This window comes from Streptomyces avidinii, from assembly GCF_014650695.1.
Lineage (GTDB): Bacteria > Actinomycetota > Actinomycetes > Streptomycetales > Streptomycetaceae > Streptomyces > Streptomyces avidinii.
Genome location: NZ_BMVL01000012.1, coordinates 135,187 through 147,523 on the forward strand (window position 1 = coordinate 135,187; position 12,337 = coordinate 147,523).

Sequence of the window (12,337 nt, forward strand, 5' to 3'; positions counted from 1 at the left end):
CCGGGGCCGCCTTTTCGGTGCCGCGGGGGTCCGGAGCTACGGGCGCCGCGCCGAGGTCACGCGGTAGACGTCGTAGACGCCCTCGACGCCCCGGACGGCCTTCAGGACGTGTCCCAGGTGCTTGGGGTCGCCCATCTCGAAGGTGAACCTGGAGGTGGCCACCCGGTCGCGGGAGGTCTGGACCGCCGCCGACAGGATGTTGACGTGCTGGTCCGAGAGGACCCGGGTGACGTCCGACAGCAGCCGTGACCGGTCCAGCGCCTCGACCTGGATGGCGACCAGGAAGACCGAGGACTGGGTGGGGGCCCACTCGACCTCCAGCATCCGCTCGGGCTGCTGGGAGAGGGAGTCGACGTTGACGCAGTCCGCGCGGTGAACCGATACGCCGCTGCCGCGCGTGACGAAGCCGATGATCGGGTCGCCCGGCACCGGGGTGCAGCAGCGGGCCAGCTTGACCCACACGTCGTCGACGCCCTTGACGACGACACCCGGGTCGGCGTTGCTGCGCCGCTTGCGGCCGCGCGCGGGCGGGATCGACTCCTCGATGTCCTCGTTGGCGGCCTCCTCACCGCCGAGGGCCGCCACCAGCTTCTGCACGACGCCCTGCGCGGCCACGTGGCCCTCGCCGATCGCCGCGTAGAGGGAGGAGATGTCGGGGTAGCGCATCTCGTGGGCGAGGGTGACGAGCGAGTCGCCGGTCAGGATGCGCTGGATCGGCAGATTCTGCTTGCGCATGGCCCGCGCGATGGCGTCCTTGCCGTGCTCGATCGCCTCGTCGCGGCGCTCCTTGGAGAACCAGGCGCGGATCTTGTTGCGGGCCCGCGGGGACTTGACGAAGCCGAGCCAGTCGCGGGACGGGCCCGCGCCCTCGGCCTTGGAGGTGAAGACCTCGACCAGGTCGCCGTTGTCGAGGGTGGACTCCAGCGGGACGAGCCGGCCGTTGACCCGGGCCCCTATCGTCCGGTGGCCGACCTCGGTGTGGACCGCGTACGCGAAGTCCACGGGGGTGGCACCGGCGGGCAGCGCGATGACGTCGCCCTTGGGGGTGAAGACGAAGACCTCGTTGCGGGAGAGGTCGAAGCGCAGGGAGTCGAGGAACTCGCCCGGGTCCTCGGTCTCCTTCTGCCAGTCCAGCAGCTGGCGCAGCCAGGCCATGTCGTTGACCGTGTCCTGGCCGGCGCTGCCCTTGGCGGCCTGCGGGACGTCGGTGCGGACCTTGGAGGTACCGGCGACGGTCTGCTGCTTGTACTTCCAGTGCGCGGCGATGCCGTACTCGGCGCGGCGGTGCATGTCGAAGGTGCGGATCTGGAGCTCGACCGGCTTGCCGCTGGGTCCGATGACCGTCGTGTGGAGCGACTGGTACATGTTGAACTTGGGCATCGCGATGTAGTCCTTGAACCGGCCGGGGACCGGGTTCCACCGCGCGTGGACGGTGCCCAGGGCCGCGTAGCAGTCCCGGACGGTGTCGACGAGGACACGGATGCCCACCAGGTCGTAGATCTCCGCGAAGTCACGGCCGCGGACGATCATCTTCTGGTAGACGCTGTAGTAGTGCTTCGGGCGGCCGGTCACGGTCGCCTTGATCCGGGCGGCCCTGAGGTCGACCTGCACCTCGTCGGTGACGACGGCGAGGTACTCGTCGCGCTTGGGCGCGCGCTCGGCGACCAGGCGCACGATCTCGTCGTACATCTTCGGGTAGAGGATCGCGAAGGAGAGGTCCTCCAGCTCCCACTTGATCGTGTTCATGCCCAGCCGGTGAGCCAGCGGGGCGTAGATCTCGAGGGTCTCGCGGGCCTTCTTCTCCTGCTTCTCCCGCTTGAGGTAGCGCATGGTGCGCATGTTGTGCAGCCGGTCGGCGAGCTTGATCACCAGGACGCGCGGGTCCTTGGCCATCGCCACGACCATCTTGCGGACGGTCTCGGCCTGGGCCGCCTCGCCGAACTTCACCCGGTCGAGCTTGGTGACGCCGTCGACGAGCAGGGCCACGGCGTCGCCGAAGTCGCGGCGCAGGTCCTCCAGGCCGTATTCGGTGTCCTCGACCGTGTCGTGGAGCAGACCGGCCATGAGGGTGGCCGGATCCATACCGAGCTCGGCGAGGATGGTCGTCACCGCGAGCGGGTGGGTGATGTACGGGTCGCCGCTCTTGCGCTTCTGGCCGCGGTGCCAGCGCTCGGCCACCTGGTAGGCCTGTTCCAGCTGGCGCAGCGTCGACGTCTCGATCTTCGGGTCGTTGCTGCGGACTATGCGGAGCAGGGGCTCCAGAACCGGGTTGTACGGGTTCGAGCGCTGTACGCCGAGCCGGGCGAGGCGGGCGCGCACCCGGTTGGAGGACCCGGCGGACTTCGCCGGCGCGGGCTTGACCGGCGGCACCGGCGGAGCCGGCGGGGGCGTGGCGGGAACCGCCGTGGCCGGCTCGGCCTGCGGGTCGGGCTGCGCGGCGGAGATTGGCTGGACCTCGTCTGGCAAGAGCGCTCCTCAGCGGATCCGGTGCCCGTGTCCGGTCCGGACAACCCATGGTAGCGAGGGTTCCCCGCCCCCGTTCCCCGAGCCTCCGCCACGAGCGTTCCGGTGCGGCGCCGCACGCGAGAGCGGCGGGTATCCGGGACGTCCCGGATACCCGCCGCTCGACAAGCGAAGGGATCAGACCACGATCAGCGCGTCCAGCGGAGCCCCCGCGAGGGAGGCGGCCAGCTTGGCCCGGCCCGGGAGGAACGACAGCTCCATCAGGACCGCCACGCCGGCGACCTCGGCCCCGGCCCGCCGGATCAGCGAGAGCGAGGCCTCCGCCGTACCGCCGGTGGCCAGCACGTCGTCGATGACCATGACCCGGTCACCCGCCGCCAGGTCCTCGGCGTGGACCTCGATCTCCGCCGTGCCGTACTCCAGCTCGTACGACTGCGCGAGCGTCGCGCCCGGCAGCTTCCCGGCCTTGCGCACCGGTACGAAGCCGATGCCGGCCTGCACGGCGACCGGGGCCGCCAGGATGAACCCGCGCGCCTCCAGACCGACGATCTTCGTCGCGCCGTACTGCCCGGCCAGTTCCACCAGCGTCTCCGTGAGCGCGGCGAACGCCTTCGGGTCCGCCAGCAGCGGGGTGATGTCCTTGAACATCACGCCCGGCTTCGGGTAGTCCGGCACGTCCTTGATCCGGCTGAGCAGCAGGGCCCGGCCGTCCTCGGACAGCGGCCCGGTCAACGCCGCCGCCCCGGCCGGCCCTGCGCCACGACCTGCGGCTCGTCCTCGGTCGCGTAGCCCTCGTCCGGGGACTCGCCCTTGGCGTCCGCGGCCGCCCGCTTGGCGAGCACCCGCTTCTTGAGCGCCTTCATCGCCGGCTCGCGCTCCTTGAGGTCGACGACCAGCGGGGTCGCGATGAAGATCGAGGAGTACGCACCGGCCGCGAGGCCGACGAACAGCGACAGCGAGATGTCGTTGAGCATGCCCGCGCCCAGGAAACCGCCACCGATGAACAGCAGGGCACCGACCGGGAGCAGCGCCACGACCGTGGTGTTGATCGAGCGGACCAGGGTGCCGTTGATGCTGCGGTTGGCGACCTCGCTGTACGTGAAGCGGGTCTGCTTCGTGATGTCCTTCGAGCCCTCCTTGAGACCGTCGAAGACGACGACGGTGTCGTAGAGGGAGTAACCAAGGATGGTCAGCAGACCGATGACCGTGCCCGGGGTGACCTCGAAGCCGACCAGCGCGTAGATGCCGACGGTGATCGTGAGGTCGTGGATCAGGGCGATCAGAGCCGCGACCGCCATGCGCCACTCGAAGGCGATGGCCAGGTAGATCACCACGAGGACCATGAAGACGCCGAGGCCGGTCCACGCCTTGTTGGCGATCTGCTCGCCCCAGCTGGGACCGACCAGGTCGGCGTTGATACCGGCCTGGTCGACCTTGAGGTCGGTGGCGAGCTGCTTCTTGACGTCGGTGGCGGCGTCGGTGTCCACACCCGAGATCTGGATGCGCAGACCGCCGGTGCCGAGCTGCTGGACGATCGCGTCGTGGCCGGAGGCCTTCTCCGCGAACTCACGGGCCCTGGGCTCCGAGACGGCCGTCTTCGGGGTGGTGAAGACCGCACCGCCCTTGAACTCGATGCCCATGTTGAGGCCCTGGACGGCCAGGGCGACGATCGCCGTGATGGTGATCAGGATGGAAACGCCGTACCAGAGAAAGCGCTTGCCGACGAAGTCGTAGCCGACCTCACCGCGGTACAGCCTGGCGCCGAGATCTCCAAGCTTCGACATCTCTCACGCCTCCTTTGCGTCGACGGGGGCGGGGGCGGAACCGGTACGGCGGGACCGGCGCAGCGGAGGCTTCGCGCCCAGCCGCTTCGGGTCCAGCCCGGACCACGGGTGACCGCTGGCGAAGAACTTCGTACGCGCCAGCAGCGTCATGATCGGCTTGGTGAAGAGGAACACCACGACCACGTCGAGCAGGGTCGTCAGACCCAGTGTGAAGGCAAAGCCCTGGACCTTGCCCACGGTGACGATGAACAGCACCGCCGCGGCCAGGAACGACACGAAGTCGGACACCAGGATCGTGCGACGGGCACGCGGCCAGGCGCGCTCGACGGCCGGACGCAGGGTGCGGCCCTCGCGGATCTCGTCCCGGATGCGCTCGAAGTACACGATGAACGAGTCCGCCGTGATGCCGATCGCCACGATCGCACCGCAGACGGCCGGCAGGTTCAGCGCGAAGCCGATGCCCTTTCCGAGCAGCGCCATGATCGTGTAGGTCAGGATCGCCGAGACCAGGAGGCTGATGATGGCGACGAACGCCAGGCCCCGGTAGTAGACCAGCAGGTAGATCACCACGAGGAGCAGGCCGATGGCACCGGCGATCAGGCCGGCCTTCAGCTGCTCGCCGCCGAGCGCGGCGGTGACAGTGGTGACGCTGTCCTCCTGGAAGGACAGCGGCAGGGCGCCGTACGAGAGCATGTTGCCCAGGTCCTGCGCGGACTGCTGGGTGAAGCCGCCGGAGATCTCGGCGCTGCCACCGGTCAGCGCCTGGCTCACGGACGGGTCGGAGATGACCTGCCCGTCGAGCACGATCGCGAACTGGTTCTGCGGCATCTGCTTGGTGGCCAGCTCACCGGTGATCTTGGCGAACTTGTCGGCGCCCTTGTCGGTGAACTGCATGGTGACGATCCACTGGCCGCGCTGGGGGTCGATCTGACCCTTGGCGTCCTTCACGTCCTGGCCGTTGACCTGGGCCGGGCCCAGGATCCACTTGCCCCAGGCGGTACCGCGCTGGCCGCAGGCGACCATCGGCTCCTCGGGCTTGGCGCCCGCGCCGGCGGCGGCGCGCTGCGCCTCGACGTTGCAGTCCAGCGCCGCGAACTTGGCCTGGAGGGCAGCGGCCGCGGCCTCGTCGCCGGTCGGCGGCGCGGATGCGGACGCGGAGGGCGACGGAGCAGCCTTGTTGTCGTCTGCCTTCTTCGACTCCCTCGCCGAGGGCGAGGGAGTGGGGGCGGCCGGGGCCTTGAGGGCCTCACTGAGCGCGCGGCCCTGGGAAGTGGCGCTGGACGACGGGGTGGCCGAGGGGCTGGTCTTGCCGTCCCCGGCCTTGGGAGCCCCGGAACCGCTCGCGGAGGGGCTCGGGCTCGGGGTGCCCTCGGGAGCGGCCGGGGAGCCGTCCGCGAAGGCGAGAACCGGGCGGAAGTACAGCTGGGCGGTGGTACCGACCTGCTCGCGCGCCTGCTGCTCGTTCGTCCCCTTGGGGATGTTCACGATGATGTGGTCGCGGCCCTGCGTCTGGACCTCGGCCTCCGACACGCCGAGCCCGTTGACACGGCGCTCGATGATGCCGACCGCCGTGTTCATGTTCGTCTCGTTGATCGCGTCCGGCTTCCCGGGCTCGCTCTTGGCCTTGAGCGTGATGCTCGTGCCGCCTGCGAGGTCGATGCCCAGCCTGGGAGTCGTCTGCTTCGTGAGGAACATCCCCGCGGTGAGCGCCACCATCGCGATCAGGATGATCGCCAGGGCACGCCCCGGCCTCCCCTGAGCCCCCGTGGGCCGCCGGCCCTTCTTCGGTGCTGCCACCTTGTCGTTTCTCCCTGTCCAACCGTCCCGCGCCGGGTCAGCGCGCGGACGGCCACGAAATGTGTGGTGGGGACCCCTGCCCCCCGCAGAAGTGTCACAGACGGGGACCGTGCCGGTCGCCGGTCAGGCGCCTCCACGGTCCCCGGCAGCGCGTTACTTCGCTCCGGCCTCGCCGTCGGACTTGCCGTCCTTGGGCTCGTCGTCGCCCTTGGGCGCGTCCTCGTCCTTCTTGCCCAGGTCGAGCTTGGGAGCCTCGTCCTCGTCCTTGGTGAGGTCCGCCTTCGGAGCCTCGGTCAGCGAGGAGGCGTCGTCCGGTACGACCGGCGCGTCGGTGGCAGCGTCGTCGCTGACCCCGTGGACGATGCGGTTGTACTCCGCATCCTCGAGGACGGCGCCGATGGAGTTCTTCGCGAAGATCGCGTGGACGCCGGGAGCCACCTCGAGGGTGACGGTGTCGTCACCGATCTCCTTCACCGTGGCGTACATGCCGCCGATGGTGCGGACCCCGGTGCCGGGCGTCATGTGGTCGCGCATCTGCGCGGCTGCCTGCTGCTTCTTCTTCGCGGAGCGGGTCATCAGGAACATCGCCCCGATGAGCACGATGAACGGGAGGAGTGTCACGAGATTCACGGGACGGAGATCCTTCGCACGACCGCACGCGGACGGCGGCCTTTTCTACGGGGGTGGGCACACCGACCCGAAGGGTCGGCATCGGCGGAGTCTAGGCGAGTCCGCACCGATGGAACAACGCCCAGCATGGCACCGCAGTTCCTGAGGGGTCGAACCTCCGCGCCGTCAGGCCCCGAACAAGCCCTGTTGTCCGCTTGATCCACTCCCGCCGTGCTGGGGCGGCACGAGTCCCAGGTGAGCCCATGCGGCGGGCGTCGCGACCCGCCCCCGGGGGGTGCGCGCGAGCAGCCCCTCGCGGACCAGGAAGGGCTCGGCGACCTCCTCCACGGTCTCCCGCTCCTCACCCACCGCCACGGCGAGGGTCGACAGGCCCACCGGGCCGCCGCCGAAGAGCTTGAGGAGGGCTTCCAGAACGGCCCGATCCAGCCGGTCGAGCCCGCGCCCGTCCACCTCGTACACCTGGAGGGCGGTACCGGCCACCTCGCGGTTGATCACACCGTCGGCCCGGACCTGGGCGTAGTCGCGGACCCGGCGCAGCAGGCGGTTGGCGATGCGCGGGGTGCCTCGGGAGCGGCCGGCGATCTCGGCGGCGCCGGCAGTGTCGATCTCCACGTCGAGGAGGCGGGCGGAGCGGTGGATGACGCGTTCCAGCTCCTCGGGGGCGTAGAACTCCATGTGCCCGGTGAAACCGAAGCGGTCCCGCAGCGGCGGGGGCAGCAGTCCGGCCCGGGTGGTGGCGCCGACCAGCGTGAAGGGCGGCAGTTCCAGCGGGATCGCGGTGGCCCCGGGGCCCTTGCCGACGATCACGTCGACGCGGAAGTCCTCCATGGCCATGTAGAGCATCTCCTCGGCGGGCCGCGACATGCGGTGGATCTCGTCGAGGAAGAGGACCTCGCCCTCCTGGAGGGAGGAGAGGATCGCGGCGAGGTCGCCGGCGTGCTGGATGGCGGGTCCCGAGGTGATGCGGATCGGCGCACCCATCTCGGCCGCGATGATCATGGAGAGCGTGGTCTTGCCGAGGCCGGGCGCGCCGGAGAGCAGGACGTGATCGGCGGTGGCTCCGCGCTGCCGGGCCGCCTTGAGGACGAGGTCCAGCTGCTGGCGGACCTTCTCCTGGCCGACGAACTCGCCGAGGTCCTTGGGGCGCAGGGCCGCCTCGACGGCGGTGTCCTCACCGTCGGCGGCGGCGGCCACGATCCGGTCGTCGCTCTCGTCTTCCCAGTTCACGCTGTCAGTCTGCCTTCTCGGTTCGTACGGTGGTCGGTCGCCTGCGGCGCCGCTCCGGACCGGCCCCTCCGGCGTTCGAGGAGCGGGGTCCGGGGCGGAGCCCCGGTCTCGCGGCTAGCGGGCCCGGTTCAGGGACTGCAGGGCGGCTCGCAGGAGCTGCGGAACCGGGGCCGAGCCGCCGGCGGCGATGGCGGCCTCGGCCTGCGGGGTGACCGCCGCGACCGCGTCCTCCGCATCGCGCGCGGCGTAGCCGAGGCCGATCAGCGCGGCGGAGAGCTGCTCGGTCCAGGGCGCGGGCCCGGAGGCCGCGGCGCGCTGGGCGCCCACGAGGCCGCTGCTGCCCAGCGGGGCCCCGAGCTTGCCCTTCAGTTCGAGGAGGAGCTTCTGGGCACCCTTCTTGCCGATGCCCGGTACCGCCACCAGCGCCTTCTCGTCGCCGGTGGAGACGGCCAGCCGCAGCGCGTCGGGGCTGTGCACGCCGAGCATGGCCTGCGCGAGCCGGGGCCCGACCCCGCTGGCGGTCTGCAGGACCTCGAAGGCCTGGCGCTCGTCGTCGTCGGCGAAGCCGTACAGGGTCAGCGAGTCCTCCCGTACGACGAGGGAGGTCGACAGCCGGGCCGCTTCCCCGATCCGCAGTCCGGCGATGGTGTTCGGCGTGCAGTGCACGGCCATGCCCACTCCCCCGACTTCGATCACGGCAAGGGTGGGGGCGAGTGCGGCAACGGGGCCGCTGACGAAGGCGATCATCGGGTACGGCCTTTCGAGGCGTGCAGGGCGACCGCCTGCTGGAGGCGGTTCTGGGCGGGGGCCCGCCAGATGTGACAGATGGCCAGGGCGAGGGCGTCGGCGGCGTCCGCCGGCTTGGGCGGTGCGTCCAGCCTGAGCAGCCGGGTGACCATCGCACCGACCTGGGCCTTGTCGGCCCGGCCGCTGCCGGTGACGGCTGCCTTGACCTCGCTGGGGGTGTGCAGGGCGACCGGTATCCCGCGGCGGGCGGCGCACAGCATCGCGACGGCACTCGCCTGGGCGGTTCCCATCACGGTGCTGACATTGTGCTGGCTGAACACCCGCTCCACGGCCACCACTTCGGGCCGGTGCCGGTCGAGCCACTCCTCGATGCCCTGCTCGATGGCGACGAGCCGGTGGCCCAACTCCGCGTCCGCGGGCGTCCGTACGACGCCCACGCCGAGCATGGTCAGGGGCCGGCCGGCGACGCCCTCGACGACGCCGACGCCGCATCGCGTCAGCCCCGGGTCCACACCGAGTACGCGCACCCCGCCCCCTTCTTCGATCTCCTGTACGTGCAGCTTCGCAGGTTATCGGGTGGCACTGACAAAGCAGCGGGCCGACGGGGTGTGTCCCCGTCGGCCCGCTGCCCGGTGCTGTGCGCGGTGGACGCCGGTCAGGCGTCGACCTTCTCCATGACCTCGTCCGAGACATCGAAGTTGGCGAAGACGTTCTGCACGTCGTCGCTGTCCTCCAGCGCGTCGATCAGCTTGAAGATCTTGCGCGCGCCCTCTTCGTCCAGCTCGACCTGCATGGTCGGCAGGAAGTTGGAGTCGGCCGAGTCGTAGTCGATGCCGGCCTGCTGGAGCGCGGTGCGGACCGCGACCATGTCGGTGGCCTCGCTGATGATCTCGAAGCTCTCGCCGAGGTCGTTGACCTCTTCGGCGCCGGCGTCGAGCACCGTCTCCAGGACGTCGTCCTCGGAGAGCTCGCCCTTGGGCAGCAGCACGACACCCTTGCGGTTGAACAGGTACGAGACCGAGCCCGGGTCGGCCATCGAACCGCCGTTGCGGGTCATGGCGACACGCACGTCGGAGGCGGCACGGTTGCGGTTGTCGGTGAGGCACTCGATGAGCACCGCGACGCCGTTCGGACCGTAGCCCTCGTACATGATCGTCTCGTAGTCGGCGCCGCCGGCCTCGAGACCGCCGCCGCGCTTGACCGCGGAGTCGATGTTCTTGTTCGGGACCGAGCTCTTCTTGGCCTTCTGGATGGCGTCGAAGAGCGTCGGGTTGCCATCGATGTCGGCGCCGCCCATACGGGCCGCGACCTCGATGTTCTTGATCAGCTTCGCGAAGAGCTTGCCGCGCTTGGCGTCAACCACGGCCTTCTTGTGCTTCGTCGTAGCCCATTTAGAGTGGCCGGACATCTGCCTGTCTCCTTCGCGTCACCAACAATGTTCGCCTCAGATCCTACCGGGACGCCGTTACAGCCCGGCGCGCACCATGTCGACGAAGTAGGCGTGGACGCGGTCGTCTCCGGTCAGCTCGGGGTGGAACGAGGTCGCGAGGACGTTGCCCTGGCGCACGGCGACCGTGTGGCCGTCGTACGTGGCGAGCACCTCGGCGGCGGCGCCGACGGACTCGACCCAGGGTGCGCGGATGAAGACGCCCTCGACCGGGCCGCCCGCTATCCCCGCGAAATCGATCTTCGCTTCGAAGGACTCGTTCTGGCGGCCGAACGCGTTGCGGCGGACGATCATGTCGATGCCGCCCAGGGTCTCCTGGTCCTCACGGCCGTCCAGGAGCTTGTCCGCCAGCATGATCATGCCGGCGCAGGTGCCGTACACGGGCATGCCGGCGGCCACGCGCTCGCGCAGCGGCTCCAGCATGCCGAACAGCACGGCGAGCTTCGACATGGTGGTGGACTCGCCGCCGGGGATCACCAGGGCGTCGACCTCGGCGAGCTCCTCGGGGCGCCGGATCGGCCTGGCCACGGCGTCCGCCGCAGCCAGGGCGATCAGGTGCTCCCGTACGTCGCCCTGGAGAGCCAGGACACCGATCACGGGGGTGTTCGTCATGACCGATTACCAGCCGCGGTTGGCGTAGCGCTCGGACTCGGGGAGGGTGTCGCAGTTGATGCCGACCATGGCCTCGCCCAGGTTGCGGGAGGCGTCCGCGATGATCTTCGGGTCGTCGTAGAAGGTGGTGGCCTTCACGATGGCGGCGGCGCGCTTGGCCGGGTCGCCCGACTTGAAGATGCCGGAGCCGACGAAGACGCCCTCGGCACCGAGCTGGCGCATCAGCGCGGCGTCGGCCGGGGTGGCGACGCCACCGGCGGAGAACAGCACGACCGGGAGCTTGCCGAGCTCGGCAACTTCCTTGACGAGCTCGTACGGGGCGCGCAGCTCCTTGGCGGCGGCGAACAGCTCGTTGTTGTCGTAGCCGCGCAGGCGGGCGATCTCGTTCTTGATCTGGCGCAGGTGGCGGACGGCCTCGACGACGTTGCCGGTGCCGGCCTCGCCCTTCGAGCGGATCATGGCCGCGCCCTCGGCGATGCGGCGCAGGGCCTCGCCCAGGTTGGTGGCGCCGCAGACGAAGGGGGTGGTGAACGCCCACTTGTCGGAGTGGTTGACCTCGTCGGCCGGGGTCAGGACCTCGGACTCGTCGATGTAGTCGACGCCGAGGGACTGCAGGACCTGGGCCTCGACGAAGTGGCCGATGCGGGACTTGGCCATGACCGGGATCGAGACGGCCTCGATGATCTCTTCGATCATGTTGGGGTCCGACATGCGCGCGACGCCGCCGTCCTTGCGGATGTCGGCCGGGACCCGCTCCAGGGCCATGACGGCCACGGCGCCGGCGTCCTCGGCGATCTTCGCCTGCTCGGCGTTGACCACGTCCATGATCACGCCGCCCTTCAGCTGCTCGGCCATGCCGCGCTTGACGCGCGAGGTGCCGATCGCCGACTCGGCGGACTGGGGGGAGGTGGGAAGCGTGCTCACGGATTGACCTCACTCGAAAGGAAGACGGGGTACTGCTCGTACTACTCGGCTGAGGAAACCCCAGGGGATCAGTCCACTACAAGGGCCAATGTGGAGCCTGTGGCTCCTTGATTTGTCCCTCACGGCCCTTGGAAGCCCTAGATCGGCCGTTCTGCAAGATCCACCGGCGGCTCGTCGTCCATTTCGAAGGCGAGCGGGAAGGGCGCGTGTCCCGCCAGTCTGAACCAGCGGACCTTCCGGTGCCTGCGCAGCGCGCGGGCGGCCCGTACCGAGTCGTTGAGGAAGCGCCGCGCCATCGGCACCCGGCGGACGGCCGCCGCCAGCTCCTCGGTCGCCTCCGCCCCGCCGGGGGCCGCCTTGAGCACGTCGACCTGGTCGGCATCGGCGAAGACCGCGCGCAGCGCCTGGCTGAGCTCGCTCTCGGCGACCTCGCGGTGGTCCTCCTCGGCCTGCCGGGCGGCGTGCGCGGCCTCGTACAGCACCAGGGAGGAGGCGGGGTCGAGCACCCCGGACGTGGCCACCTCCAGCACGACGGAGGCACGCCGCACGAGCTGCGCGTCGAGCGCGGCCCGCGCGGCGTCCATCCGCGAGTGCAGCCGGTCGAGCCGGCCGGCGGTCCAGCTGAGGTAGACCCCGATGACTCCGAGAGCCAGGGCGATCCAGACAAGGGTTTCGATCACGCTGCGCGACCCTACCGCTCCACGCG

12 protein-coding genes are annotated in these 12,337 nt (G+C 70.2%); all 12 read right to left on the reverse strand.

From position 1 onward, the window contains the following. Positions 1-36: 36 nt before the first annotated feature. Positions 37-2,466: a RelA/SpoT family protein gene (locus tag IE257_RS27960; RefSeq protein ID WP_189972659.1), complete on the reverse strand. Its 2,430-nt coding sequence runs from the start codon at positions 2,464-2,466 to the stop codon at positions 37-39. A gap of 174 nt (positions 2,467-2,640) precedes the next feature. Beyond that, the gene (locus tag IE257_RS27965; protein WP_229920703.1) at positions 2,641-3,195 is read right to left on the reverse strand and encodes an adenine phosphoribosyltransferase; all 555 of its coding nucleotides are present in this window, start codon (positions 3,193-3,195) and stop codon (positions 2,641-2,643) included. Further along, positions 3,192-4,247, reverse strand: a complete 1,056-nt coding sequence (secF, locus tag IE257_RS27970; RefSeq protein WP_189972660.1) for a protein translocase subunit SecF — start codon at positions 4,245-4,247, stop codon at positions 3,192-3,194. The genes IE257_RS27965 and secF overlap by 4 nt, the downstream gene beginning before the upstream one ends. A gap of 3 nt (positions 4,248-4,250) precedes the next feature. Then, on the reverse strand, positions 4,251-6,044 hold the full coding sequence (gene secD, locus IE257_RS27975; RefSeq protein ID WP_189972661.1) for a protein translocase subunit SecD: 1,794 nt from the start codon (positions 6,042-6,044) through the stop codon (positions 4,251-4,253). Between the two features lie 153 nt (positions 6,045-6,197). After that, the gene (yajC, locus tag IE257_RS27980) at positions 6,198-6,674 is read right to left on the reverse strand and encodes a preprotein translocase subunit YajC (RefSeq protein ID WP_189972662.1); all 477 of its coding nucleotides are present in this window, start codon (positions 6,672-6,674) and stop codon (positions 6,198-6,200) included. A gap of 165 nt (positions 6,675-6,839) precedes the next feature. Continuing rightward, positions 6,840-7,901 carry a Holliday junction branch migration DNA helicase RuvB gene (gene ruvB, locus IE257_RS27985; RefSeq protein WP_030723602.1) on the reverse strand — a complete coding sequence of 354 codons (1,062 nt, stop codon included), beginning with the start codon at positions 7,899-7,901 and terminating at the stop codon, positions 6,840-6,842. A 114-nt stretch (positions 7,902-8,015) separates the two neighbouring features. Next, positions 8,016-8,648: a Holliday junction branch migration protein RuvA gene (gene ruvA, locus IE257_RS27990; protein ID WP_189972663.1), complete on the reverse strand. Its 633-nt coding sequence runs from the start codon at positions 8,646-8,648 to the stop codon at positions 8,016-8,018. Then, positions 8,645-9,175, reverse strand: coding sequence for a crossover junction endodeoxyribonuclease RuvC (gene ruvC, locus IE257_RS27995; protein WP_189972664.1), 531 nt, complete (start codon positions 9,173-9,175; stop codon positions 8,645-8,647). The genes ruvA and ruvC overlap by 4 nt, the downstream gene beginning before the upstream one ends. 128 nt (positions 9,176-9,303) lie before the next feature. Beyond that, positions 9,304-10,056, reverse strand: a complete 753-nt coding sequence (locus IE257_RS28000) for a YebC/PmpR family DNA-binding transcriptional regulator (protein ID WP_031143614.1) — start codon at positions 10,054-10,056, stop codon at positions 9,304-9,306. Between the two features lie 57 nt (positions 10,057-10,113). Then, complete coding sequence (gene pdxT / locus IE257_RS28005) at positions 10,114-10,707, reverse strand: pyridoxal 5'-phosphate synthase glutaminase subunit PdxT (protein ID WP_033222573.1); 594 nt, start codon at positions 10,705-10,707, stop codon at positions 10,114-10,116. A gap of 6 nt (positions 10,708-10,713) precedes the next feature. Further along, entirely contained in the window at positions 10,714-11,631 is a 918-nt protein-coding gene (gene pdxS, locus IE257_RS28010) for a pyridoxal 5'-phosphate synthase lyase subunit PdxS (protein WP_030010552.1), read from the reverse strand. Between the two features lie 137 nt (positions 11,632-11,768). After that, entirely contained in the window at positions 11,769-12,311 is a 543-nt protein-coding gene (locus IE257_RS28015) for a LemA family protein (RefSeq protein WP_030387183.1), read from the reverse strand. Between the last annotated feature and the right edge of the window lie 26 nt (positions 12,312-12,337).